The 25214-nt window shown below is 70.3% G+C and carries 23 protein-coding genes, 1 tRNA gene and 2 pseudogenes; 15 read left to right on the top strand and 11 right to left on the bottom strand.

Going from position 1 to position 25214, the window contains the following annotated elements; genetic code table 11:
• Positions 1–17 precede the first annotated feature (17 nt).
• Genes ABT025_RS26610 through ABT025_RS26595 form a run of 4 tightly spaced genes read right to left on the bottom strand, consistent with a single transcriptional unit; the run spans position 18 to position 4217 of the window.
• Positions 18–1244, bottom strand: a complete 1227-nt coding sequence (locus ABT025_RS26610; RefSeq protein WP_350999411.1) for an amidohydrolase family protein — start codon at positions 1242–1244, stop codon at positions 18–20.
• Complete coding sequence (locus ABT025_RS26605) at positions 1241–2518, bottom strand: amidohydrolase family protein (RefSeq protein ID WP_350999409.1); 1278 nt, start codon at positions 2516–2518, stop codon at positions 1241–1243. Before ABT025_RS26605 ends, ABT025_RS26610 begins: the two co-directional genes overlap by 4 nt.
• A gap of 17 nt (positions 2519–2535) precedes the next feature.
• On the bottom strand, positions 2536–3420 hold the full coding sequence (locus ABT025_RS26600; RefSeq protein ID WP_350999406.1) for an SDR family NAD(P)-dependent oxidoreductase: 885 nt from the start codon (positions 3418–3420) through the stop codon (positions 2536–2538).
• Entirely contained in the window at positions 3417–4217 is an 801-nt protein-coding gene (locus ABT025_RS26595) for an acetoacetate decarboxylase family protein (protein ID WP_350999403.1), read from the bottom strand. Before ABT025_RS26595 ends, ABT025_RS26600 begins: the two co-directional genes overlap by 4 nt.
• A gap of 112 nt (positions 4218–4329) precedes the next feature.
• On the opposite strand from ABT025_RS26595, the gene ABT025_RS26590 reads away from it, so the two are divergent.
• The 9 genes from ABT025_RS26590 (at position 4330) to ABT025_RS26550 (ending at position 12708) form a co-directional block, all read left to right on the top strand.
• Positions 4330–4956, top strand: a complete 627-nt coding sequence (locus ABT025_RS26590) for a TetR/AcrR family transcriptional regulator (protein ID WP_350999400.1) — start codon at positions 4330–4332, stop codon at positions 4954–4956.
• A gap of 69 nt (positions 4957–5025) precedes the next feature.
• Positions 5026–6069 (top strand): DEDDh family exonuclease, encoded by a 1044-nt coding sequence (locus ABT025_RS26585; protein WP_350999398.1) that lies wholly within the window; start codon positions 5026–5028, stop codon positions 6067–6069.
• A 64-nt stretch (positions 6070–6133) separates the two neighbouring features.
• Entirely contained in the window at positions 6134–6367 is a 234-nt protein-coding gene (locus ABT025_RS26580; RefSeq protein WP_073735263.1) for a metallothionein, read from the top strand.
• A gap of 71 nt (positions 6368–6438) precedes the next feature.
• The gene (locus tag ABT025_RS26575) at positions 6439–7242 is read left to right on the top strand and encodes an SURF1 family cytochrome oxidase biogenesis protein (RefSeq protein ID WP_350999491.1); all 804 of its coding nucleotides are present in this window, start codon (positions 6439–6441) and stop codon (positions 7240–7242) included.
• Positions 7243–7336: 94 nt separating this feature from the next.
• Entirely contained in the window at positions 7337–9148 is a 1812-nt protein-coding gene (locus ABT025_RS26570) for a glycoside hydrolase family 15 protein (protein WP_350999396.1), read from the top strand.
• 4 nt (positions 9149–9152) lie between these two features.
• Positions 9153–9908 (top strand): SDR family oxidoreductase, encoded by a 756-nt coding sequence (locus ABT025_RS26565; protein ID WP_350999393.1) that lies wholly within the window; start codon positions 9153–9155, stop codon positions 9906–9908.
• 133 nt (positions 9909–10041) lie between these two features.
• Entirely contained in the window at positions 10042–10617 is a 576-nt protein-coding gene (locus ABT025_RS26560) for a TerD family protein (protein WP_148017459.1), read from the top strand.
• Positions 10618–10686: 69 nt separating this feature from the next.
• A complete protein-coding gene (locus tag ABT025_RS26555; RefSeq protein ID WP_350999390.1) occupies positions 10687–11820 on the top strand; it encodes a DUF475 domain-containing protein in 1134 nt (377 codons plus the stop codon).
• Between the two features lie 153 nt (positions 11821–11973).
• A complete protein-coding gene (locus tag ABT025_RS26550; RefSeq protein WP_350999387.1) occupies positions 11974–12708 on the top strand; it encodes a TerD family protein in 735 nt (244 codons plus the stop codon).
• Positions 12709–12876: 168 nt separating this feature from the next.
• Here the strand turns inward: ABT025_RS26550 and ABT025_RS26545 are convergent, their stop codons facing one another.
• Positions 12877–13710, bottom strand: coding sequence for a TerD family protein (locus ABT025_RS26545; RefSeq protein ID WP_350999385.1), 834 nt, complete (start codon positions 13708–13710; stop codon positions 12877–12879).
• A 221-nt stretch (positions 13711–13931) separates the two neighbouring features.
• Between ABT025_RS26545 and ABT025_RS26540 the strand changes: the two genes are divergently transcribed.
• The 4 genes from ABT025_RS26540 (at position 13932) to ABT025_RS26525 (ending at position 19496) form a co-directional block, all read left to right on the top strand.
• The gene (locus ABT025_RS26540; protein WP_350999382.1) at positions 13932–15095 is read left to right on the top strand and encodes an HpcH/HpaI aldolase/citrate lyase family protein; all 1164 of its coding nucleotides are present in this window, start codon (positions 13932–13934) and stop codon (positions 15093–15095) included.
• Positions 15096–15122: 27 nt separating this feature from the next.
• A complete protein-coding gene (locus ABT025_RS26535) occupies positions 15123–17714 on the top strand; it encodes a phosphoribosyltransferase (RefSeq protein WP_350999380.1) in 2592 nt (863 codons plus the stop codon).
• Positions 17711–18544: an HAD family hydrolase gene (locus ABT025_RS26530; protein WP_350999377.1), complete on the top strand. Its 834-nt coding sequence runs from the start codon at positions 17711–17713 to the stop codon at positions 18542–18544. Before ABT025_RS26535 ends, ABT025_RS26530 begins: the two co-directional genes overlap by 4 nt.
• 292 nt (positions 18545–18836) lie before the next feature.
• Complete coding sequence (locus ABT025_RS26525) at positions 18837–19496, top strand: O-methyltransferase (RefSeq protein ID WP_350999374.1); 660 nt, start codon at positions 18837–18839, stop codon at positions 19494–19496.
• Positions 19497–19521: 25 nt separating this feature from the next.
• On the opposite strand, the gene ABT025_RS26520 is transcribed toward ABT025_RS26525, so the two are convergent.
• From ABT025_RS26520 to ABT025_RS26505, 4 genes are all read right to left on the bottom strand, one after another.
• Entirely contained in the window at positions 19522–19737 is a 216-nt protein-coding gene (locus tag ABT025_RS26520; RefSeq protein WP_350999371.1) for an FmdB family zinc ribbon protein, read from the bottom strand.
• Between the two features lie 86 nt (positions 19738–19823).
• Positions 19824–20411 (bottom strand): DUF4383 domain-containing protein, encoded by a 588-nt coding sequence (locus ABT025_RS26515; RefSeq protein WP_350999368.1) that lies wholly within the window; start codon positions 20409–20411, stop codon positions 19824–19826.
• A 336-nt stretch (positions 20412–20747) separates the two neighbouring features.
• Positions 20748–22151: a hypothetical protein gene (locus ABT025_RS26510; protein ID WP_350999365.1), complete on the bottom strand. Its 1404-nt coding sequence runs from the start codon at positions 22149–22151 to the stop codon at positions 20748–20750.
• 71 nt (positions 22152–22222) lie between these two features.
• Positions 22223–23017, bottom strand: coding sequence for a DUF4097 family beta strand repeat-containing protein (locus tag ABT025_RS26505; protein WP_350999362.1), 795 nt, complete (start codon positions 23015–23017; stop codon positions 22223–22225).
• Positions 23018–23209: 192 nt separating this feature from the next.
• Between ABT025_RS26505 and ABT025_RS26500 the strand changes: the two genes are divergently transcribed.
• Positions 23210–23284, top strand: a tRNA-Val gene (locus ABT025_RS26500).
• 68 nt (positions 23285–23352) lie between these two features.
• On the opposite strand, the pseudogene ABT025_RS26495 reads toward ABT025_RS26500, so the two are convergent.
• A pseudogene (locus ABT025_RS26495) lies at positions 23353–23533 on the bottom strand (tyrosine-type recombinase/integrase); the annotation flags it as partial.
• Between ABT025_RS26495 and ABT025_RS26490 the strand changes: the two are divergent.
• On the top strand, positions 23481–23723 hold the full coding sequence (locus tag ABT025_RS26490) for a GNAT family N-acetyltransferase (protein WP_350999359.1): 243 nt from the start codon (positions 23481–23483) through the stop codon (positions 23721–23723). The pseudogene ABT025_RS26495 and the gene ABT025_RS26490 overlap by 53 nt on opposite strands.
• A 1406-nt stretch (positions 23724–25129) precedes the next feature.
• Here ABT025_RS26490 and ABT025_RS26485 read toward each other — a convergent pair.
• Positions 25130–25214: pseudogene (locus ABT025_RS26485) on the bottom strand (IS5/IS1182 family transposase); the annotation flags it as partial.

Here is a 25214-nt window from a genome sequence, read left to right as displayed (position 1 = left end):
GGTCTCACCTCTCGGCGTCACCAGACGCGTACCGACCCGCCCGGCGCGAAGGCCGGGCTGGTGGCGTCCTGCGGCACCTCCTTCAGGGGTTCGGCTATCTCCTCGACCGTCGGGCCCACTTCCGCCGCGACACGGTCCAGCGCCGTCAGGTCGAAGCCGTAGACACGGGCCGCGTTCCCGCCGGTCATGGCCGCGATCTCCGCCGGCGGCAGTCCCGCATAGGCGATCCGCAGGCCCTCTCGTGAGTACGGGGCGGTGCCCTCGTCGTGCGGGTAGTCGCTGCCCCACATGATCTTGTCGAGGCCGATGCGGTCGCGCAGCGGCACCTCGTGCGGCCGCATGAAGCTGGCGCCCACGTAGCAGTTCTCGCGCCAGACCTCGCTGGGAGGCGCGCCCATCGAGGCGGCGAGTCCCGCACCGAACTTGGACTCGGCGGTGGCCGCCCGGGAGGCCGCCGCGACGAGCCGCCCGTGGTAGTAGTCCAGCATCTCCACGATGCCCGGGATCCAGCCGGAGCCCTGTTCGGTGAGGACCAGCCTCAGCCCGGGGTGGCGGCGGAAGGCGCCGCCGAAGATCAGGTGCCACAGCGCGCGGTGCGAGAACCAGGTGGTCTCCACCATGAAGACGGCGCGGGCCGCCGGTTCGTCGCCGAGCGGCGGGGAGGCGGAGCCGCCGTGGTGGTTGACCGGTACGTCCAGCTCCTCGCAGACCGCCCACAGCGGGTCGTACACCTGGGAGTACAGCTCCGGGATGCCGCTGCCCGGCGGTGCGCCGGGCAGCAGGATGCCGCCGGTCAGGCCGGCCTCCTTGGTGCGGCGGATCTCGCGGACCGCCTCGGCCGGGTCGTTGAGGAGGATCTGGGCGACGCCCGCGCGCCGGCCGGGTGCGGCCGCGCAGAAGTCGGCGAGCCAGCGGTTGTGGGCACGGAGCCCCGCCCAGCGCTGTTCGTACTCCTGCCGGGAGGGGGCCGGTGCCATCAGGGAGGCGGAGGGGAAGAAGGGCGGGATGGTGTTGGGGAAGACGACCTCCGCGACGATGCCGTCGGCCTCCAGTTCGGCGAGGCGGCGCTCCGAGTTCCAGTTGCGGTCGGCGGTGTCGGCGACGAGATCCTCGTACGGGTTGACGTAGGCGGCCGCCCAGGCGTCGAAGTCCTCGTGGTGCTTCGACTCCAGGTAGGGCCGGTAGTCGAGGAGGTCGGCGCCGGCGTGGCAGTCGGCGGAGATCACCGTGTAGCGGTCCGTCATGACGCCCCCAGGACGGGGAAGTCGTGGTCGGTCAGCCAGTGCCGGCCGACCTCGCGCGAGCGGGCCCAGGATGCCTCGACCGCGCTCTGGTCGGCGCTCTGGCCCAGGTCGGCGGGGGTGGGACCGATGCGTGCGGCGATGGGGGCGAGCTTGTCCGTGTCGAAGCCGAAGACCTCGGCTGCGGCGAGGCCCAGCATCACGCGGGTCTCGGCGACGGGGATGTCGTGGAAGGTGTTGCGCAGCCAGTTCGCGGTGTCCGGCCAGGTGCCCTCGGGGTGCGGGAAGTCGCTTCCCCACAGGATGTTGCCGACGCCGATCTCGTACCGCTGGGCGAGCTCCCGGCGTTTGGTGTTGGTGGCGCAGATGAAGACCTGCCGGTCGAGGTACTCGTGCGGCGGGCGCTTCAGTTCGGCGAACGGGGAGAGCTTCTTGCCGCCGTGGGCGCCGAGGTAGAGCCGGTCCATGAACCACAGGAGGTTCGGCAGCCACCAGCAGCCGGACTCGGCGACGCCGAACTTCAGCCCGGGGTGACGTTCGAAGGCACCCGACCAGAGGAGGAACCAGAGCGGGCGGGAGGGCCACCAGGTGACCTCGGAGACGTAGATGCCGAGGTGGTCGCCGTACTCGTGGCGCGGCGCCGCCCCTGAGTGGGTGACGACCGGCATCGCGGTCTCGGCGGCGGCCGCCCACACGGGGTCGTAACGGCGGTCGTGGTACGGAGCCTTGTCCACCCACATGGAGGGGATCATCAGCGCGCCGAGGCCGGACTCCTTCGCCCGGTGGATCTCGGCGACGACCCGGTCCACGTCCCCGGTGACGGGCAGCAGGGCGACGCCGCAGTGGCGTTCGGGGTGCTGCGAGACGAAGTCGGCGAGCCAGCGGTTGTGGGCCTGCGCACCGGCCATGCCCAGCTCGGGGTCCTGGTCGCCTGAGAGGCCGAGGCCGACTCCGAAGGGGGCTGCGGTGCGACTGTCGACGGCGTCCGCGTCGGGGAAGACGACCTCGGCCGCCACCCCGTCGCCGTCGAGCTCCTTGAGCCGCTGCCCGGTGTCCCAGCCGCCCTTCAGTCCCTCCTCGTTGTCGTGGAACCACTTGTCGGCGAAGGCCTCGTTGCGTACGCCGAGCCGGGTCATCTCCTCGCGACGGCGGTCACGGCCGGCCAGGAAGTCGTCGAACTCACGGTGGAAGCGGCGGTCGAGGTAGGGCCGGTACTCCTCGGTGGGCAGCCCGGCGTGGCAGTCGGAGGAGACGATCAGGTACGGGTCGTCAGTCATCGCTAGGTCCCAGCTCCTCAGTCGAGTACGAAGCTCTCCAGGTACGACGGGTTGGCCCGCTCCAGCATCGACTGCGACCTGGCCCGGATCTGCCGGTCGCTGTGCTCGCTGTCGGGCAGCATCCAGAAGCGGCCGGCGCGTATCCCGTCCACGACGGTCTCGGCGACCTCCTCCACCGGTGTGAACTCCACCTCGTGGCCCGCCGACCTCATGGCGGTCTCCCACTGGTCGAGGCTGCGGTACGGGGTCCGGCGCGGGCGCTCCTTGGCGTACCGCTCGGGCCGGTTGCGGTGCGACTCCCACAGTCCGGTGCGCAGCATGTGCGGGCCGGGGAAGAGGACCGAGGCGCCGACCGCCGCGCCCTCCGCCCTCAGGTGTGCGTACAGCGACTCGGTCATCGTGACGACGGCGGACTTGGTGACCGCGTACACGGACGCGGTGGGCAGCGGGGCGATTCCGCCGTCGCCGGACGAGGTGTTGACGACGTGTCCGGGGGTGCCGGCAGACAGCATGCGCGGCAGGAAGGCCTGGATGCCGTGGAAGACGCCCCACACGTTGACGGCGAAGGCCCACTTCCAGTCGTTGGGGTCGTGCTCCCACATCCGGCCCTCGGCGCCGGAGCCGACGCCGGCGTTGTTGCACAGCACGTGCACGGCGCCGAAGGTGTCGTACACGGTGTCGGCCAGCGCGGTGACGGAGTCGCGTTCGCTGACGTCGACGACCGCGGCCAGCACCTGGGCACCGTCCCGGCGCAGTTCGCCGGCCGCCTTGTCGAGTGCGCCTTCCTCGACGTCGGCGAGCACGACCCTCAGCCCCTCGGCCGCGAACCTGCGCGCCATCGCGAGGCCGATGCCGCTCGCGGCGCCGGTGACGACGGCGACCTGCCCCTCCTGAAGCCTCATCGGACACTCCCCCTCGGCGGGCCGTCGTGGATCTGCTGCGGGTCGTCGTAGCGCTGGTGGATGTACGGCAGCAGCGCGTCGGCGCTCACGCGCTCGACGGCCCGGCCCTGCTGGTCGCTGGTCTTCTCGCCGATGGTGAGGTCGACGACGCGGAGCACGGGGAGGTCGGCGACCGGGTCGTACATGGACTCGCGCAGCACCACGTCGCCGGTGATCCGTTCCAGCCGGCGGACCTTCTCGTGGCGGGTGCAGTGGATCAGGACGGGGCCGGCGTCGAAGCCCTCCCCGTCCACCGCGGGCAGGAACTTGAAGTAGAAGTCGAGCTTGGTGGCCGGTGCGGGCAGCGGGAGCGGTTCGCCGACCGCGCCTCGGACCTCGACGAAGGCGATGCCGTGGCGGGCGAGCGAGGCGTGCACGACGAGTCCGTCGCGCTCCAGGCTCACCTCGCCGAGCTTCTTCGGCTCACCGAACACCTCACGGCCGCCGGTCAGGGCCCGCTCGTGGGTCATCGGCATGACCAGCGGGTACCAGCCCTCGTGCCCGTCATGGACGGCGGCGACGGCGACGGAGCCCGCGCCGAGGGGGTACCCGGGGAGATCAACCTTGCTGATGCTCGCCCGGACGAGTGGACGTCCGGAGGGTTTCAGGGGCGGCGGGAGGACGGCCGCCACCGCGTCGGGGTCGCTCTCCCAGACGGCGCTCACGCCGGTGGACCAGATGTCGGGGAGCCGGGAGCGGGCCTCGCGGGCCGCCGCGATCTCGGCCTCGGTGCGCGCGCCGTACCGTACACGTGCCATGCGGTGCCACCCTTCTCGGTTGTCCGTGCCGGGTTCTGTAACACAGTTACACCGGAGCCCCTGAAGGGTAAATAGCCGTGCATGTAACGGAGTTCTGGAGTCTGGAGGAGCTGTGGCTCGATCGTCGCTGACGCGCGAGGAGGTCCTCGCGGCCGCTGCGGGACTCGTGCGGCAGCACGGCCCGCAGACCCTGACCATGCGCAAGCTGGCCGCCGAACTGGGTACCGCCGTCACCTCGATCTACTGGCACGTGGGCAACCGCGAGTCGCTGCTGGACGCCCTCGTCGAGCGGACCGTCCAGGAGATGGGCACCCTGCGCCCCACCGGCCGTGTCCCGGCCACCCGGATCGTCTCCGTGGCGCGCGGGCTCCGGCGGGAGCTGCGCGCCCGGCCGCATCTGATCGCGATGGTCCACGAACGGGGACTGACGGAACGGATGTTCCTGCCGGCCCAGCAGGCGCTCGCCCACGAGGTGCACGCCGCCGGCCTGCGCGGCGCCCGGGCGGCCGCCGCGGTGCGGGCGGTGCAGTTCCACACCGTCGGCTTCCTGCTCGTCGAACGCAACCGGGAGCGGTCCCCCGTCCAGTCACCGGCCGAGGGCGATCTGTGGAGTGCGGAGACGGCCGGCGGCGACCCGGCACTGGCCCGGGCGCTGGCCCGGCCGGCCGACCATGACCGGCTGTTCGTCACGTCCCTGCGGGCCCTGGTGGACGGGCTGCTGGCCGCCCGCGGGGGATAGTGCGTGCCGTGCGGAGCGGTCCCGGGTGCCAGCCGAATAGGGGACTGTCGGTCGCGGCCCGTATTCTCTGTGACCATGCTCGACGACCGCCAGACCGCAGCACCGTGGCCGACCGCCTACCCGCAGGGGTACGCGGTCGTCGACGTGGAGACCACCGGACTCGCACGGGACGACCGGATAATCTCCGCCGCCGTCTACCGCCTGGACGCGCAGGGCAACGTCGAGGACCACTGGTACACCCTCGTCAACCCCAGGCGCGACCCCGGTCCCGTCTGGATCCACGGGCTGACGAGCGATGTCCTGGAGGACGCCCCGCTCTTCCCCGAGGTCGCCGCCCAGCTCTCCGAGCGGCTCGCCGACCGCGTGCTCGTCGCGCACAACGCCGCCTTCGACTGGTCGATGCTCGCCCGGGAGTACGCGCGCGCCTCGGTCGTCGCCCCCGTGCAGCAGCGGCTGTGCACCATCGCGCTCTCCAAGGAGCTGCGGCTGCCGCTGCCCAACCACAAGCTGGAGTCGCTGGCCGCGCACTTCGGCGTGGTGCAGGAGCGCGCGCACCATGCGCTGGACGACGCCCGGGTGCTCGCCGAGGCGTTCCGCCCGAGCCTGCACGCGGCCGCGCGGGGCGGGGTGCGGCTGCCGCTGCTGGAGTGCCGGCCGCTGACCGAGTGGTCGGACTCCCCCGTCACGCCGCGGATCGGCTACCAGGCCTCGCACGGCGCGCAGAACAGCTGGCGCCCCTCGCGCAAGCGCCCGGCCTGCCCGTATCCGAATCCGGGGCGGTACGAGAAGGACAAACCTCTCATGCAGGGCATGCGGGTGGCGTTCTCCGGAGACACCTCCGTCGACCGCGAGCTCCTGGAGGACCGGGCCGTGGAGGCGGGTATGCATGTCGCGACGAGCGTCTCCCGGCTGACGAGCCTGCTCGTCACCAACGACCCGGACGCGGCGACGTCGAAGACGGTGAAGGCGAAGTCCTTCGGCACCCCGATCCTCGACGAGAGCGCCTTCACCCATCTGCTGCGGGACGTGGCCGCGGCGGCCACCGGCGGCGCTCCCGCCGGCCCTCGCGGGCGAGGACCTGAGGTACCGGCCCCGACGCCGTCATCGGAGTGAACCGGGGGCGACTCGCCCGCCCGCCGCTCGCCCGCCGCCACCCCGGCGTCCCACCCTGTGGCGCATGGCACGTTGCGAAGTATGCGGAAACGACTACGGGATGTCCTTCGAGGTGCACGCGCAGGGCGCGATTCACGTCTTCGACTGCTTCTCCTGCGCCATTCACCGCATGGCGCCCATCTGTGAGCACTGCCGGGTCCAGGTCATCGGCCAGGGTGTCGAGGTCGACGGGCACTGGTTCTGCGGCGGCCACTGCGCCCGCGCGGAGGGGAAGGTGGGCATCATCGACAAAGTCTGAGCACCGGGCACCACGCCCTTTCCCCCACCCCCTCCGCAATGCACCCCATGACGCAGTTGTACCGTCATGGGGTGTACCGCTTCCTGTTGACCCGGCAGTGGCTGATTCTCGCCCTCATCGCCCTCGTACTCATTCCTACGATGGTCGAGCTGGGCTTCTGGCAGCTGCACCGGCATGAGCACAAGGTCGCGCAGAACGCCCTGATCTCGCGGAACCTCAAGGCGGAGCCCGTACCTGTCGCCACGCTCACCTCCCCCGGTCACACCGTTCCGCGCTCCGACTACTGGCGTGCGGTGAGCGCCACCGGGACGTACGACGAGAAGCACGAGGTCGTCGTACGCCGCAGGACCGCGACCGACGGCTCCATCGGCGTCCATGTGCTGATCCCGTTCGACCTCAAGGGCGGCGGCACGGTCATGATCAACCGTGGCTGGGTCCCCTCCGCCTCCGACCAGTACGCCTTCCCCGACGTCCCGGCCGTGCCCAAGGGCGAGGTGACCGTCACGGGGCGGCTCAAGGCCGACGAGACGACCGGTGCCAGTGGCATCAAGGACCTCTCGGACCTGCCGGACCGCCAGGTGATGCTGATCAACAGCTCCCAGCAGGCGAAGCTCCTGTCCCGGCCGGTGTTCGGCGGCTACATCGAGCAGACGGGACCGGAGCCGAAGGGCGACAGCCCCGAGCTGATCGAGGCTCCCGACGACGGTTCGATCGGCCCGCACATGGCGTACGCCGTGCAGTGGTGGCTGTTCGCCGCCGGTGTCCCGGTCGGCTATGTGGTGCTGGCCCGCCGGGAGAAGCGCGACCGGGCGGCGGCGGCCGCCACGGCCGCCGCACGGACCGAGGCGGCGGAACCCGAGACCGCGAAGGCCTGACGGCACGTCCGGACCCCAGTCCGCCGGGGTGACTCCCGCCTCTCCTGACCCCGAGTCTGCTTAGCGGGGACCAGGTTCGGGAACACGCCACAACGTGACCCCACGCATCGAGGACTACGCCCTCATCGGCGATCTCCAGACAGCCGCCCTCGTCGGCAGGAACGGTTCTGTCGACTGGCTCTGTCTGCCGCGCTTCGATTCGGGCGCCTGCTTCGCCGCACTGCTCGGCGACGAGGACAACGGCCACTGGCGCATCGCCCCCAAGGGTGCGGACACCTGCACCCGGCGTGCGTACGCGGGCGACTCCCTCGTCCTGGAGACGTTCTGGGAGACCCGCACCGGCACGGTCAAGGTCATCGACTTCATGCCGCAACGCGACCACGAGCCCGATGTGATGCGGATCGTCGAGGGTGTCAGCGGCACCGTCGACATGGCCTCGGTGATCCGGCTGCGCTTCGACTTCGGCTCCGTGGTGCCGTGGATGCGCCGCTCGGACGGCCACCGGGTGGCGGTCGCGGGGCCGGATTCGGCGTGGCTGCGCAGCGAACCGCCGGTCAAGACCTGGGGCCAGCAGTTCTCCACGTGTTCCTCGTTCAGCGTCTCCGCCGGGGAGCGGGTGGCCTTCGTCCTGACCTGGCACCCCTCGCACTCGCCCCGGCCCGATCTCGTCGACCCGTACGAGGCGCTGGAGAACACACTGTCCGACTGGGCCGACTGGTCCGCCCGCTGCAAGTACGAGGGGCCCTACCGGGAAGCCGTGATCCGGTCGCTGATCACTCTCAAGGCGCTCACCTTCGGCCCCACGGGCGGCATCGTGGCGGCCCCCACCACGTCGCTCCCGGAGGAGATCGGCGGCGTACGGAACTGGGACTACCGCTTCTGCTGGCTACGGGACTCCACCCTCACCCTCGGCGCGCTGATCTCGGCCGGATATCTGGAGGAGGCGGCGGCGTGGCGGGACTGGCTGCTGCGCGCGGTGGCCGGGGACCCGGCGGATCTGCAGATCATGTACGGGCTCGCGGGCGAGCGCCGGCTCCCGGAGTCCGAGCTGCCGTGGCTGCGCGGCTACGAGCACTCCGCCCCGGTCCGGATCGGCAACGCCGCCGTCAGACAGCGCCAGCTCGATGTGTACGGGGAGGTCATCGACTCGCTCCGGCTGGCCCGGGACGCCGGTCTCGACGACAAGCCGCACGCCTGGAGCCTGCAGCTCAGTCTGCTCGGCTTCCTGGAGTCCACCTGGCGCGAGCCGGACGAGGGGCTGTGGGAGATCCGCGGCCAGCGCCGCCACTTCGTGCACTCCAAGGTGATGGCCTGGGTGGCGGCCGACCGCGCGGTGCGCAGCCTGGAGGAGGACCCGTCGCTGACCGGCGACGCCGACCGCTGGCGGGCGATGCGCGACGCCGTGCACCGGGAGGTGTGCGAGAAGGGGTACGACCCGGTGCGCAACACCTTCACCCAGTCGTACGGGTCACGGGACCTGGACGCCGCGACGCTGCTGATCGCACGGACCGGGTTCCTGCCGCCGGACGACCCGCGCGTCATCGGGACCGTGGACGCCGTGCGGGACGAACTGGGCAACGACGGGCTGGTGCGCCGGTACAGCACGGACGGCACCTCGATCGACGGGCTGCCGGGCGGTGAGGGCGCCTTCCTCGCCTGCTCGTTCTGGCTGGCGGACGCGTTGCGGATGACGGGCCGCACCGAGGAGGCCACCGAACTCTTCGAGCGACTGCTCGCACTCCGTAACGACGTGGGGCTGCTCGCCGAGGAGTACGACACCGCGGGCATGCGCCAACTGGGTAATTTCCCACAGGCCTTCAGCCACATCGGTCTGGTCGGTACGGCGGTGGCGCTGGCCGAGGCGCAGGCCGCCGAAGACGTGGCGAGGGACGACGCGGCAGGATAGGGCCATGGATCTTGGACTGAAGGACCGCGTGTACATCGTCACCGGAGCGACCCGGGGGCTCGGCAACGCCACGGCACGCTCGCTGGTCGCCGACGGCGCGAAGGTGGTCATCACCGGCCGCGACGAGAAGGGCGTCCGGGAGGCGGCCGACGAGCTGGGCCCGGACGCCGTCGGACTCGCCGCCGACAACGCCGACCCGAGCGTGGCGCAGCGGCTCGTGGAGGCCGCGCAGGAGGGGTTCGGCCGGCTCGACGGCATCCTCATCAGCGTCGGCGGTCCGGCGCCGGGCTTCCTCGCGGACAACACCGACGAGCAGTGGCAGTCGGCCTTCGAGTCGGTGTTCCTCGGTGCGGTACGGCTGGCCCGGGCGGCGGCCGCGGCACTCGGCGAGGGCGGGGTCATCGGTTTCGTGCTCTCCGGCTCCGTCCACGAGCCGATCGCCGGGCTGACCATCTCAAACGGGCTGCGCCCCGGTCTGGCCGGCTTCGCCAAGTCGCTCGCGGACGAGCTCGGCCCCCGGGGCATCCGGGTGGTGGGCGTGCTGCCCGCCCGCATCGACACGGACCGGGTACGCGAACTGGACGCCCTGTCCGGCGACGCGGAGGCGGCGCGCACGGCCAACGAGGCGCGCATCCCGCTGCGCCGCTACGGCACCCCGGAGGAGTTCGGCCGGACCGCAGCCTTCCTGCTCTCGCCTGCCGCCTCGTATCTGACGGGCATCATGGTGCCGGTCGACGGCGGGTCCCGGCACGGCTTCTGAGCCACCCGCGGCACGCCGGAGGGGCCGGACGACGACGGTCGGGCCGGCCCCCCCCCCGGGGGGGCCCCCGGACGCGCTCGGCAGACTGATTCACCGGTTCAGCAACGGTTCATCGACTCGGGGAGGACACACCATGGGCGTCACGCTCGCCAAGGGAGGCAATGTCTCCCTCTCCAAGGCCGCACCCAATCTCACCCAGGTGCTCATCGGGCTCGGCTGGGACGCACGATCCACGACGGGGGCGGATTTCGACCTCGACGCCAGCGCACTGCTGTGCCAGTCGGGCCGGGTGCTCGGCGACGAATGGTTCGTGTTCTACAACAACCTCACGAGCCCCGACGGTTCCGTCGAGCACACCGGTGACAATCTCACGGGTGAGGGCGAGGGCGACGACGAGTCGGTCATCGTGAACCTCAACGAGGTGCCGGCCCACTGCGACAAGATCGTCTTTCCGGTCTCCATTCATGAGGCCGACAATCGCGGACAGACGTTCGGCCAGGTCAGCAATGCGTTCATCCGCGTGGTCAATCAGGCCGACGGCCAGGAACTCGCGCGTTATGACCTCAGCGAGGACGCCTCCACGGAGACCGCGATGATCTTCGGTGAGCTCTACCGGTACAACGGCGAGTGGAAGTTCCGTGCAGTGGGACAGGGGTACGCGTCGGGACTGCGAGGCATCGCTCTAGACTTCGGGGTCAACGTTTCGTAAAGCCGCGCACGGCGCGGGGGAGCCCCGTGCACTTCGGGGGAGACCCTTACACACATGATGGGGTAGCCAGTGGTTCTGAAAACCTTCGGCTGGTCGCTCGCGATTACCGCGATCGGCCTGGTCGCAGCGTGGTTCTACGGGGGGTGGGAAGCCTTCGGAGTGGTGGCGATCCTCTCCGTCCTGGAGATCTCGCTGTCCTTCGACAACGCGGTGATCAACGCCGGAATCCTGAAGAAGATGAGTGCCTTCTGGCAGAAGATCTTCCTCACGATCGGTGTGCTCATCGCGGTCTTCGGTATGCGGCTGGTGTTCCCCGTCGTGATCGTGGCCGTCACCGCCAATCTGGGACCGATCGAGGCTGTCGATCTTTCCTTCAACGATCCGGACCGCTACAAGGAACTGGTCACCGACGCCCACCCGGCGATCGCTGCTTTCGGTGGCATGTTCCTGCTCATGATCTTCCTCGACTTCATCTTCGAGGAGCGTGACATCCAGTGGCTTCGCTGGATCGAGCGCCCGCTCGCCAAGCTCGGCAAGGTCGACATGCTGTCGGTCTGCATCGCGCTGATCGTCCTGCTGATCTCGGCACTGACGTTCGCCGGCTCGGCTCATCAGCACGGCGGCGGACACGCGGACAAGGCCGAGACGGTCCTGCTCGCCGGTGTCGCCGGTCTGATCACCTACCTCATCGTCGGCGGTCTCTCCGGCTACTTCGAGAACAAGCTCGAAGAGGAGGAGGAACGCGAACACGAGCAGGAGGAAGAGGCCAAGCGGACCGGCAAGAAGATCTCCGCGGTCGCTCTCTCCGGCAAGGCCGCGTTCTTCATGTTCCTCTACCTGGAAGTGCTCGACGCGTCCTTCTCGTTCGACGGCGTCATCGGCGCCTTCGCGATCACCAACGAGATCGTGCTGATGGCCCTGGGCCTCGGTATCGGCGCCATGTACGTCCGTTCGCTCACGGTCTACCTGGTCCGCCAGGGCACCCTGGACGACTACGTCTACCTGGAGCACGGCGCCCACTACGCGATCGGCGCCCTTGCGGTCATCCTGCTCGTCACGATCCAGTACGAGATCCACGAGCTCATCACCGGTTCGGTCGGCGTCATCCTGATCGGCTGGTCCTTCTGGTCGTCGGTCCGGCGCAACAAGGCGATCGCGGCCGATGGAGGCGAAGGCAGCACGGAAGTCTCCGCCGGGGTGTGACCCGGTAGCGAATGAGGAACGCTCTCTGCGGGGCGGCTCGTACGGCAACGGTTCCGGGGAAGACCCGGAACCGGCCCGGAGCCGCCCCGCAGCGGTGAGTGCGTCGCACGTGCCGCGTGCGACAGGTGAGGCCGACATGTGTGGGGGTTGGGGATGGCGTTCTGGAACAGCCTGTGGCCGGGGCGGGAATCACAGTTCGAGTCGGGCAGTGCGGCCACCAACTCCATCGTGCTCTCCCGGCGGCACGCCACGGTCTCGCTGACCAAGCAGGGCGCGCTGAGCGGCAATCTCCGGGTCAACCTCTCCTGGCAGATGCGCACGTCCGACATCGAGGGCCGGTCCCGGCAGAACGGCCGGCTGCTGCGGCCGCTGAAGCTCTTCCAGCCCGATGTGGTCCAGGCCCACACCCAGGGCGTGGCCAACGTCGACCTGGACCTGGGCTGCATGTACGAACTGACGGACGGCACCAAGGGCGTGGTGCAGCCGCTCGGCAATCTGCTCGGTGACCTGAACGCGCCGCCGTACATCAAGCTCAGCGGCGACGACCGTTTCGGGTCGGCGTCCGGGGAGACCGTCTACGTCAACCTCGACCAGCGTGAGCAGATCAAGCGGATGCTGTTCTTCGTCTACATCTACGACCAGACTCCGGCCTTCGAGCGCACGCACGCGAAGGTGACGCTCTACCCGGGCAACGGGCCGCGCATCGAGATCGAGCTGGAGGAGCGGGCCCCGCAGGCCCGCTCGTGCGCCGTGTTCACGCTGGAGAACGTCAAGGACGAGCTGATCGTGCGGCGCGAGGTGAAGTTCGTGTACGGCTTCCAGTCGGAGCTGGACCGGCTGTACGGGTACGGCATGCAGTGGGGACGCGGCTACAAGACCCGCGCCTAGGACCTCTCGTCCGAATCATGCCGGGCTCCCGGGCCCCGGTGTGCACGCCTGCCGCGTTGTCGTCGGTCGCCAATGCTCCGCAGTGGCTTCTTCCTCTGCCTTGCGGCCGCACGCACCGCCACCCCGATCCCCGGTCCGGCCGGGCTCGCGGGGTGGTTCCCGTCCGGATCAGGGCCGTATGAACTGAGGCCCCTGCGGTGGCAGGGCGAAATTCGGGTCGGGTGCGTAGGCTGCGGCCGCAGCCGGCTGCGGGTAGCCGTAGGCGGGCTGTGTGGTGGCCGGCTGGGGGTAGCCGTAGGCGGGCTGCGGGGCGGGCGCGGCGGGGGCCGCAGTGGGCTGCGGGTAGCCGTAGGCCGGCTGCTGGTGCTGGACCGTGGTCTGCGCGTCGGGGCCGAGTGCCGGTGCGGGCGGGAACGCGGGGGCGGGCGGCGGCGTCGGGTCGGGCTCGGCGGCGGCCTCCGCCTCGTCCACCGAGATGCCGAAGGCGGTCGCGAGCCCGATGAGACCGGTCGGATACCCCTGTCCCACGGCCCGGAATTTCCAGCCATCGCCGCGCCGGTACAGCTCGCCGCAGATGATGGCGGTTTCCTCGCCCGTATCCGGCCGCACGTCGAAGACCGCGAGCGGCTCCCCGCCCGCCGCTGCGGCGTCGTAGAGCAGGATGCGGAGGTCGCGAACGTGCTCGAAGGGGGCCCCGTCGGAGGACGCGGCGATGACGACCTGGTCGACCGAGGGGTCGAGCGCGTTCAGGTCGGCCTCGATGGTGTCCGTCAGGCCCTCGGGCAGGCTTCGCTTCGGCAGCCGTCGTACCAGGCCGGAGGGGTGCCGGGGCTGGTTGTAGAAGACGAAGTCCTCGTCGGAGCGCACGCGGCCGCCGGAGCCGAGCAGCAGGGCCGAGGCGTCCACATCGGGTACCCCGGTGCCCGGGGTCCAGCGCAGCACGGCCCGTACAGCCATGGCGTCGAGTGGGACGTTCGAGCCTTTCACCATCGCGTGCGTCATGCCCGTCATCCTGCCTGCTGGCTGCCCGTGCGGACAACGTGGGGGTCGCAAGCCGTGTCTCGCGAGAATGTCGGAACGATTCCCTCCGTGCCCTTGGCAACCATCGCTAAATGGACGAGTTACCCGGAATTCATGTGTGCAGGGAACTGCCGACACCCGTCCGTACGTACTATTACCGGCCACACGTTGTCCGGCCGACCAGGTAGTACGGGGGGAATCACATGCGTCATTTCGGGCATATCGCGCCTGCCGTGAGGGGCGATCTGTTCTTCCGGGAGCCGAGCGCCTTCGACGCCGGGTCGCCGGCTCCGGTCCTCGCGGCCGCCCTGGGTGCCACGCTCTACAGCCCCGCCACCCGGCCCAGGCTCGCCGACGACGTCATCAAGCAGGCCCGCCGCGGAGTCGTCTCCATGGTGCTGTGCCTGGAGGATTCGATCGATGACTCCGAGGTGCCGGCCGCCGAGGAGAACCTGGTCAGGCAGTTCGCCGACCTCGCGGCGCGCGGCGGCGAACCGCCCCTGCTGTTCATCCGTGTCCGCGAACCGCACCAGATCACCGATCTCGTGCGCCGGCTCGGCGAATCCGTCCGATTGTTGTCCGGTTTCGTACTTCCCAAGTTCACGCAAGAGCGTGGCATTCCGTTCATGGAAGCGCTCACCAAGGCCGAGTCCGCGTGCGGCCGGCGGCTCTTCGCCATGCCCGTCCTCGAATCCCCCGAGCTGCTGCACCTGGAGACCCGCCAGGAGGTCCTCCAGAAGATCGCCCGCACCGTCGACACCCACCGTGACCGGGTGCTTGCCCTGCGCCTCGGCGTCACCGACTTCTGCTCGGCGTACGGACTGCGCCGGGCGCCCGACATGACGGCCTACGACGTCCGGATCGTCGCCGACGTCATCGCCGACGTGGTCAACGTGCTGGGCCGGGCGGACGGGACGGGCTTCACCATCACCGGCCCCGTCTGGGAGTACTTCAGGCTTCAGGAGCGCATGTTCAAGCCACAGCTGCGCCGCAGCCCCTTCCTGGAGGGCAGCGCGGAGGAGCTTCGTACGACCCTGATCGAGCACGACCTGGACGGACTGCTGCGGGAGATCGAGCTCGACCGGGCCAACGGCCTGCTCGGCAAGACCTGCATCCACCCGTCGCACGTCGCACCCGTGCATGCGCTGTCCGTGGTCAGTCACGAGGAGTTCAGCGACGCGCAGGACATCCTGCGGCCCGAGCGCGACGGTGGCGGGGTGCTGCGCTCGTCGTACACGAACAAGATGAACGAAGTGAAGCCCCACCGGGCCTGGGCCGAACGCACGCTGCGGCGGGCCGAGGTCTTCGGCGTGGCGAAGGAGGACGTCGGTTTCGTGGACCTGCTGGCGGCGAGCGTCGCGGAGTAGCGGTGTGCCCGCGCGCGCAGGCGCGTGATGCTTGAGGGACGGGTCCGCGTGGGCGGGCGTGTGAGAGGCCAACGGAAAGAGACAGCGAACGTGGTGTGGTCGGGTAGCTGGGTCGCGGAGCGGCTGGGCGTCGAGCTGGTGGGCGACGGGGAGCTCCGCGAGCTGCTGGGCCTCGCCCTGCGGCGCAACCCCAAACGGGCACATCTGCTCGTGTCCAACGTGCTCGGCAAGCATGTGCCGCAGAGCCCCGCGGTGGTGTACGGCGCCGGGGTCGAGCTCGGCCGCCGGGTGCGCGAGCTGCTCGGCGAGGACGGGGCGCGCCGCGCGGTCGTGCTCGGTTACGCGGAGACGGCCACCGGCCTCGGCCACGCCGTCGCCGACGGCCTCGGATCGGCGCCCTACCTCCACTCGACGCGACGCCCCGTCGAGGGCGTGGCGCGGGCGGGCGGCTTCGAGGAGTCGCACTCGCACGCCACCTCGCACCTGCTGCTGCCGGAGGACCCGGACCTGCTCACGGGCGACGCGGGCGACGACGACGCCCCGGACGCGACCCTCGTCCTCGTGGACGACGAGTTCTCCACCGGCAACACCGTTCTCAACACCATCCGCGCCCTGCACGAGCGGTACCCGCGCAAGCGGTACGTCATCGTGGCCCTGGTCGACATGCGCTCACCGGCCGACCGGGGGCGGCTCGCCGAGTTCGCCGAGGAGATCGGGGCCCGCGTCGACCTGGTGGCAAGGAACACGGGCACGGTCCGCCTGCCGGAAGGTGTCCTGGAGAAGGGGCAGGCCCTGGTCGCCGAGCAGGAGGCGGCTCAGGCGGCGGCAGAGCCCCGCGTGGGGTGGCCCGGGGGAAAGCCCGAGCCGCTGTGCATCCTCCCGCGCCCCCACACCCGGATCGACCTCCAGTGGCCCGCCGGAGTGCCCGACGGCGGCCGGCACGGCTTCACCCCCGCACACCGCGCACTCCTGGAGCCCGCCCTCCCCGCCATGGCGGACCGCATCGCGCAGGCGCTGGGCGAGCACCCCCGCCGCGTCCTGGTCCTCGGCTTCGAGGAGCTGATGTACGCGCCGCTGCGCCTGGGCACCGCCCTGGAGGAGCGCATCGGAGCCGAGGTCCGTTACTCGACCACGACCCGCTCCCCGGTCCTCGCCGTGGACGACCCGGGCTATGCGATACGCACCCGGCTGGTCTTCCCGGCCCACGACGACCCGGCCGACGGCCCGGGCGAGCGCTACGCGTACAACGTCGCGGGCGGCGGCTTCGACGCCGTGGTCCTCGTCGTCGACTCCACCGCCGACACCCACGCGCTGCACGGCCCGCACGGCCTGCTGCAGCGGCTCACCCCGCATGCCGCCCACGTCCTGCTGGCGGTCGTCCCCTCGTACGTACCGCCCGGGGCATCTGCCGCCGAGCCGGCCCCGTCGTACACCCCCCAACGGCAGGAAGAGTCCGCCATGCTGCCCGAGCCCCTCCGCGGCCCCGACTTCTCCTCCTACGCACCGGACGAGGTCGGCTGGCTGCTCCAGGACCTCTCGGACACCGAACTGGAGGCGCCCACCGAGGAGCGCGAGGAGGCGATACAGAGCGGCGGCGCGCACTACGCCGAGTCGCTGCCCGTCGAGTACCAGCCCTCCGAGCAGTACCAGGACCTGTTCAAGGCGGCCCTGGACCTGTCGGCCGCCCGCATCGCCCGCGCCGTCGGCACCGTCACCGAGACGGTCCTCGCCGAGCGCGGCCCCCGCCCCGTGCTCGTCTCGCTGGCTCGGGCCGGCACCCCCGTCGGTGTGCTGATGCGCCGCTGGGCCCGCCTCCGGCACGGCATCGACCTGGCGCACTACGCCGTCTCCATCGTGCGAGGCCGCGGCATCGACGCCAACGCCCTGCGCTGGCTGGCCGCCCACCACAACCCGGCCGATGTCGTCTTCGTCGACGGCTGGACCGGCAAGGGTGCCATCACTCGCGAACTGGCCGCGGCGATCGCGGAGTTCGAGGAGTCCGACGGGACCGAGGGCTTCAACCCGGAGATCGCGGTCCTGGCCGACCCGGGCGGCTGCGTCCGCACGTACGGCACCCGCGAGGACTTCCTGATCCCCTCCGCCTGCCTCAACTCCACCGTGTCCGGGCTGATCTCCCGTACGGTCCTGCGCTCCGACCTCGTCGGACCCGACGACTACCACGGCGCGAAGTTCTACCGCGAGCTCGCCGGATCCGATGTCTCCGGCCACTTCCTCGACACGGTCACCGACCGGTTCGGCGATGTCGCCGACGCCGTGGACGCCGAGGTCAAGGAGCTGCTCACCGCCGACCGGGCCCCGACCTGGGAGGGCTGGGCCGCGGTGGAACGCATCAGCGAGGAGTACGGCATCCACGACGTGAACCTCGTCAAGCCGGGCGTCGGCGAGACGACCCGCGTCCTGCTGCGCCGCGTCCCGTGGAAGATCCTCGCCAAGCGGGGCGCCGGCGCCGACCTGGAACACATCAGGCTGCTGGCGCAGCAGCGCGGCGTGCCGGTCGAAGAGGTCGACGAACTCCCTTACACCTGCGTCGGACTGATCCACCCCAAGTACACGCGCGGGGCGACCGGCGCGGACGGCCGGGCGGTGGAGTCCAAGTGACCTCGCCCGTGACGCTGGTCGCCAGCGACCTCGACCGCACCCTCATCTACTCCGCCGCGGCCCTCCAGCTCCCGATGCCGGACGCCGAGGCCCCCCGCCTGCTCTGCGTCGAGGTGTACGACAGGAAGCCCCTCTCGTACGTCACGGAGACGGCGGCCGCGCTGCTCGCCGAGCTGACCCGCTCCCCGTCCACGGTCTTCGTGCCGACCACCACCCGCACCCGTGAGCAGTACCACCGCATCCATCTCCCGGGCCCTGCGGCAGAGTTCGCGATCTGCGCCAACGGCGGACACATCCTGGTCGACGGCGAGTCCGACCAGGGCTGGCAGCGGACCGTGGCCGGCCGACTGGCCGAGGAATGCGCCTCGCTCGCCGAGGTCCGCGCCCACCTCGTCTCCGCGGCCGACCCCGCCTGGCTGCTCAAGGAACGGATCGCCGAGGACCTCTTCGCCTACCTCGTCGTCGAGCGGTCACTGCTGCCGGCCGACTGGACGAAGGAGCTCGCCGCATGGGCGGAGCCGCGCGGCTGGACCGTCTCGCTGCAGGGCCGCAAGATCTACGTCGTACCGCGGCCGCTCACCAAGAGCGCGGCGATGCGCGAGGTGGCCCGCCGCACCGGCGCCACGCTCACCCTGGCCGCCGGTGACTCCCTCCTCGACGCAGACCTGCTTCTCGCCGCCGACCGGGGCTGGCGCCCCGGCCACGGCGAACTGGCCGACGCCGGCTGGAGCGCCCCGCACGTGACGGCGACCGCCGAGAGCGGTGTGGCCGCGGGCGAGGAGATCCTGCGACGCTTCCTGGAGGCGTCGAGCTTGCGCCGGGCGGCCTGAGCGGAGGGCCTGCCGGTGCGTACCGCCGGGTCGAGGGCGCGTCGGTGCGTACCGCTGGGTGGGTGGAGGGCACGGCGGTGCCGTACTGCCGGTTCGAGGGCACGTCGGTGCGTACCGGCGGTTCGAGGGCATGTCGACGGCGCGCGTACCGCTGAGCGGAGGGCCCGTCGGTGCATGCCGCAGACAGGCTTTCGACGCGCCGCCGGATTCGCTCGAACCGGCCCTGCCCGGCGGTTACAGTCACCGCGTTCCGCCCCTCGGCGGAGCACTCGGCAGAGCGGGGAGCGGCGCGATGACCAAGGGCAACGAAACCAAGATCACGGACGAGCTGTACGCGTACATGCTCGCCCACAATCCGCCGCTGGACGCGGTGCAGCGCGAACTCGTGGAGACCACGTACGCCAAGCTTCCCGACCACGCGGGCATGCAGTCGGCCGAGGAACAGGGCCCGCTGCTCGCCTTCCTCGTCCGGCTGACGGGGGCACGGCACATCGTGGAGGTCGGGACCTTCACCGGGTTCTCCGCCCTCGCGATGGCCCAGGCACTGCCCGCCGGAGGCCGGCTGATCGCGTGCGACATCTCGGAGGAGTGGACCGACTACGGCCGTGAGGCCTGGGCGAAGGCAGGCGTCGCCGACCGGATCGAACTGCGGATCGCCCCGGCCCTCGACACCCTGCGGGCCATGCCCGCGGAGCCGCACATCGACTTCGCCTACCTGGACGCGGACAAGGAGAACTACATCGCGTACTGGGAGGAACTGGTGCCCCGGATGCGCCAGGGCGGCCTCATCACCACGGACAACGTGCTCTTCCACGGCGGTGTGACGGACCCGCGGGCGACCGGGGCGGCGGCAGCCATCCAGGAGTTCAACAACCACGTGTCGGCCGACCCGCGGATGGACAGCGTGCTGCTCACGGTGTCGGACGGACTGACGCTGTCACGCAAGCGGTGACCCCGGCCGCCGCCTTCCGCGGGGCTCAGCCGCAGCAGCCCCCACCACAGCAACCGCCGCCACCACCGGCCGAGGGTGCGGGACCGGAACCGGCCGAGCCGCCCACGGCGACGGCCGAGAGGAGTTTCACGGTGTCCTCGTGCCCGGCGGGGCAGGAGGCGGGGGCCGAGGACTCGGCCATCGGACGGCTGAGCTCGAAGGTGTCTCCGCAGGAGCGGCAGCGGTACTCGTAACGAGGCATGTCCCCAGGCTATCGGCCGGGACGGGCAACGGGCATACCCGAACCCGGTCATCGACCGGGCCGGACGGCGGGATTCTCGGGCCCGGCTAACGGCCGGGCCGGACGACCGGCATTTCCCCGACCGCCCGCCGCCGCGCGAGCCGCTCCTCACGCGCGGCTTCCTCGGGATGGCGGGCTCGCCAGTAGGGATTGTCATGGGGGAGCCCGCCGCTGACACGTCCGTACATTCCGAACATCATCAGCAGCAGACCGACCACGAAGCTGAAGAGCACGTTCTGTATCTCGAAGGCGAGGAAGTTGAGCCCGGTGTCCAGCAGGGCGAGATTGACGAAGCCGCTGAGGACGAAGGCGATGCCCAGCACCATGTTGAGCGTCGAGGCGAAGTTGCCGCCGATGACCATCCCGATGAAGAGCAGCAGTCCGACGCAGATCGACAGGACGCTGAGCGCGCCATTGGTGCTCAGACCTGCGACGGTGTCGCCGCCGGTGTCGAAGAAGCCGACCTTGTCGATCAGCCCGAGGATGCCGAAGGCGAGCAGCACCAGACCCATCAGCCCGGCGCCGATCCGGTAGACGCGGCTGAGCCGGTGGTCCACGGGCAGGTGCTCATCGAGCATGGTGGCCTTGCGATGGGCGGCCGGCCGCCGGGCGGGACGCAGTACATGGGTGGCCATGGAGCCTCCTTCGCGTACTACCAGGATCCCGCGGGCCCGGGGCCGCCGCACGTCAGGGCGGCCGCGAGGGTGGGGGTGGGGTGGGGTGGGGTGGGCGTGGTGGGGGTGCGGAGCGAGTACGGGCCGGGTGCGGGGCGAGATCCGGGCGGGTGGCGAGCATGGGCCGGGTGCGGGCGAGACCGGGGCGAGAACCGGGGCGGGTGCGAGGCGAGACCGGGCGGGTGCGCGCCCCGCTCACCCCCGCCTCCGCCGCCCCCGGAGACCAGGTGTCGGTCGGCCGGCCCCGCGAACGTCAGGTGCCGGCCCCCTGCAGATCAGATGCCGGCTCCTGGCACGTCAGGCACCGGCCCCGCGCTCCTCACGGATGTCGGAGACGACGCGTGCGGCGGTCTGCCGTACGCCCTCCGTCACGGTCAGGAAGTGCCAGTAGTCGGGGTGGCGACCGTCGAGGGCGGTGACGGCCTGGTCGAGCCGGGCCACCGCGTCGTCGAGCGGCCGGGCGTGGCGCGGCTCGGGTGTGTGGCGCCCGGCCATGGCGAGGCGCTGGGCGTCGCGGATGGCGAACCGGGTGCGCTGGATCTCCTGCTGCGGGTCCTTGGCGACGGCGTCCAGCCTCTGCAGCCGGTCACCGGCCGCGGACACCGCCTCGTCCGTGGCGTTGAGCAGGGCCCGTACCGTACTCAGCCGCGACGTGGCATCCGCCCAGCGCTGTTCGTCGCGCGCCTTCGCGGCCTCCTTGAGCTTCTCCTCGGCCTGGCGCACATTGACGGCGGCCTGCTCGGGAACCGGCTGGAGATCCTGCCAGCAGGCCGCCGAGAACCGCCGCCGCAGCTCGCTGAGCACGGGCTCCACGGAGGCGGACCGGGTGGTCAACGCCTGGGCCCGCGTACGCAGCGTCACCAGCCGCTTGTCGATCTCGGCGGCCCGCTCGGGCAGCTGCGCCGCCTCGGCGCGTACGGCTTCGGCATCGCGCAGCACCTGATCGGCGCGCTGGAGGGTCTCGGGCACGCCGTGCCGGCCGGCGCCCTGGTTGAGCTTGGTCAGCTCGGGGGCGAGGGCGGCCAGCCGCGCGGCGAGATCGTCCGCCCGCAGTCCGGACGCGCGCACCGCGTCGAGAGCATTGCTCGCGGCCAGGAGCGCCTGCCTCGCCCGCTCCACGGCGGGGGCGAGCCGGGCCAGCTGAGTCTCGGCGGTCCCCAGCAGCGGACCGAGCCCGGCGGCGAACCGGTCGAGCTCGCCCTTGACGCGTACGAGCTCGTCCTTGGCGGCCGACAGCTCGGTCCGGGCACGGGAGGCGACCGAAGGCTCAAGATCATCCCGGTCGAGATCGTGCGTGTCGACGGCCGTGATGTACGCGTGGCTGGCCTCGTCGATGCGTCGCCCGAGAGCGGCGAAGTCGTCGACGGCCTTCCGGGCGGCCGGCGAACTGTCCACGGCCGTGATGGTCTCGATGGAGATCTGCAGATCGCGCTGGGCGGTGTCGAGCTCGTAGAAGGCCTCGGCGGCTGCATCCTTCGCGGCCTGAGCCTCGGCCCGCTGCCCCTCCCCGCGCCCGCCGAACCAACGCCGCGTACCGCCCCCGGTGACGGCGGCAGGCAGCGCCGCGGCAAGCAGGGGCACGGGCAGCAGCATCAGGAGCAGGACGTCCCGCACGCCGCGGCCGTACCGGCTGGCATGGACATCACTGACGGCGGAACTCCCACCCGCTCTCGCCTGCGGCTTCGCGTGTGTCGCCGTCACATCCCTCTCCCGTGCTGTTTCGCCCTGCCCGGTACATTCTCCCACCAGGTAAGGACGAACACACGGGCCGGTTAGTTCGCGCTTCGCACAGTGACTTCGCCGTTGTCGCTGTGCGCCTTCACCGCATGCGGGCTGTCGTCACTGCGGGGCACGGCCACGGAGACGTGCCCGTTGTCGGCCGACGCGGACACGGCGTACCGGTCCTTGCCCGCGGGCAGATCGATGGTGATGCTCCCGTTGTCACTGACGCTGTCCACCAGATCCGGAACACGGCTGAAGTCGAGCTTCACCGAACCATTGTCCGAGCGGGCCACCACGGAAGCCGCCGAGATCCGCTCGCCCCGGACGGTGCCGTTGTCGCTCTTCAGCTCGAGCGGCCCGGTGACATCGCGCACGACGACCCCGCCGTTGTCGGAGAAGAGCTTGAGCGGAGTACCGAACCCGGACGCGGTGACCTTCCCGTTGTCGGCATCCACGGTCAGCGCGAGCCCACGAGGCACCTTCACCCGGTGCTGCGCCCCGCAGTCACTGATCAACGCATCACACTTCACGCGAAGCGTCAGCGTGTCGCCCTCCAGCTTCCACACGGGCTTCGGTCCGCTCCCGAGCACGACCCACCCGTCGACCCTGCGAGTCACCTCGATCCGCTCCACATCGGCGGGCACGACCTCCACGGTGGAGTTCTCCGCATCGATGGTCAGCGCCTTCCCGCTGTACGCGAACGACTTGTGCTCGGCGGGGGCGTCCTCGACGTCGGTGCTGCCGCACCCACTGAGCGCGCCCACGAGGAGAACGGTTCCCCCGGCGGCCACGAGGACGTTGGCACGGGCCCGGGCACGGGTGCGGGTACGGGTACGGATGGTCATGGCGATGGTCCCCCTGGCTGGCGCTGCCGATGTGCCTCCACCGTATGCAGCGCCCACCCTCGGGACGATCCGGACGGCTACCGTCTCGGAGGTGGGGGTAACCCCCGTACGGCCTGCGAGGCCGGCCTGCCCGGCCCGGGTAACCGATTGTCGACGGGTGCCGTGAGGCATGTAACCTGTTGCTTCATCCACGGGTGCGTAGCTCAGGGGTAGAGCGCTGCTCTTACAAAGCAGATGTCGGCGGTTCGAAACCGTCCGCGCCCACCAGTACAAAGGCCCCCAACCGATCATGGTTGGGGGCCTTTGACATCCAGCTTTGACATCAACGGGTGCGGTCACTCGCGGTCGGGACGCCGCTTGAGCATGCGGTCCAGATAGCTCACGGCCTCGCGCTGTGTGTCCTGGACGACGTGGGCGTAGATGTTTCATCGTGACCGCGATCTGACTGTGCCCGAGGATCTCCATGACGACGCGGGGCGGGACGCCGGCCGCGGTCAGCAGCGTCGCGCAACCGTGCCAGCACCTCATGGACGCAGCAGTGTCCTACGCCAGAGCGAACAAACTGCACTTGGTCCTTGAGGTGTTGACGAAGGATGCCGCAGCGATCCGCTTGTACGAACGCCTCGGCTGGCAGCGATTCGGTGAGACAGTGCATACCTTTGCCCGCGAGCGTTTTGACGCGGCCTGCTTTGTGGCCCCCGCCTGACAACGCGAGCTGTCACAGGTTTCTCTACCTCATCAAGTGCCCGCGCAAGGCGCGGGCTGGCCCCTTGTGCCCGGCCCTCTGCGCTTGCGGCCCCAGGCCGGGCCCCTGGGGCCGCAGCGAACTACGGCCCCTGAGTCGAGAACCAAGCCCGCGGCTTCAAGACATGCCTCCGGCGGGGGCGCTCAGACTCCGGGATGGGAGGGGCGCCGTTCGCGGGTGCCGGCGGATTCGTAGTGAGCGTCGTGGGGCTCCCATCCCGACCTGAACCGCGCCCGCTCCACGGCGTGTGGGTCGAATGCGGACGGAATGGGAGCTGGGGTAAGTGGTGGGTTGGCGTACGTGGTGAAGATGGGGCAATCGGCGCTACAGTCCCGGACATGAAGCCGGGGAGACTGAGGCAGTTCGGCGCGTCGTACATTGCGATGGTCAGGCACATTGTCCGGCGCCCCTTGCTTATCCTGCTCCTGGTGCTGATCGTCGTGGGGACCAGGTGGTTCCAAACCACGTTGCCGCAGCCATGGGACGGCGTGCCTTTCGGGTTCGGCATGCTCGCTGGCGTGTGGGCCATTCGATCGACCCTCCCTCGAAGTCAAGAAGATCAGCAGGCCGGCGATTGAGTGTGAGACGACGTGCGATGCCTGACATCACCGGCTGACACCAACAAGGACGAAAAGCAGCGGTCGGCGTCAGATCTCAATGGACGATCGCCCGAGGAGCAGGCGCGGTTGGTCTAGGTTGGCAAACCCAGTGATTGACCTGATAAGGATGAGGCCAGAGCTCAAAGTTGGATCCCGACAGGAGCGCCGCCTAGCCTGTGCTCAGGTCGCCACGTGTACCTGTTCCAAGGCCCAGGGCAACTGTTCAGCCGACACGGCCCATTCAAGAACTGCCCCAGTCGAAGCGACTACGCGCACGATGACTGCCTGAGGACTCACCGACCAGACTTCCCTGCCCTTGGCCCGCCTTGGGTCTGTTGCGTCGAGCCCCGTGATCCGGACGACGATTCCACCCATTTCGATAAGTCCCGGTGACAGCTGAGCGGTGCTATGCATCCACATCCCCGCTGGCACCCGGGGATGACTGCCCGACAGGACGCGGAGGCCACACTCGACCTTTCCGTCCTTTGCTAGCCGCTCGCCCCGCTTCTTGAGGACGCGATCCCCGGCCAGACCTCCCAACAGATTCCCCAGCAAGCTCAGTATCACAAACCGCCCCCTTCGCACGGTTGTATCGGGAACGTGAGCGGTAAGCAAGATCGGATCAGCCCGACTGATCACGCTTCCGAGACGCACTGCGCGGTGCAGCAGCTAAGCACAGCAACCCCCGTGGCCGGCCAAGACTAGAGCTACCCCGAGGGGCCGAACCGCGACCTTGTATGGCCCTCGCTGACCGACCTCTTACAACGGCTAACACAATGAGGTGATCTGTCGGTGGGTGATGAGGCAGCAGGCGAGTTTGAGGAAGGCTTCGTGGATGTCTGCTCGTCGTTCC

The sequence above is a fragment of the Streptomyces sp. NPDC002809 genome (genome assembly GCF_040295435.1).
Lineage (GTDB): Bacteria > Actinomycetota > Actinomycetes > Streptomycetales > Streptomycetaceae > Streptomyces.
Note: the sequence above shows the minus strand (reverse complement) of the source record. Positions and strands in the feature narration are given on the sequence as shown.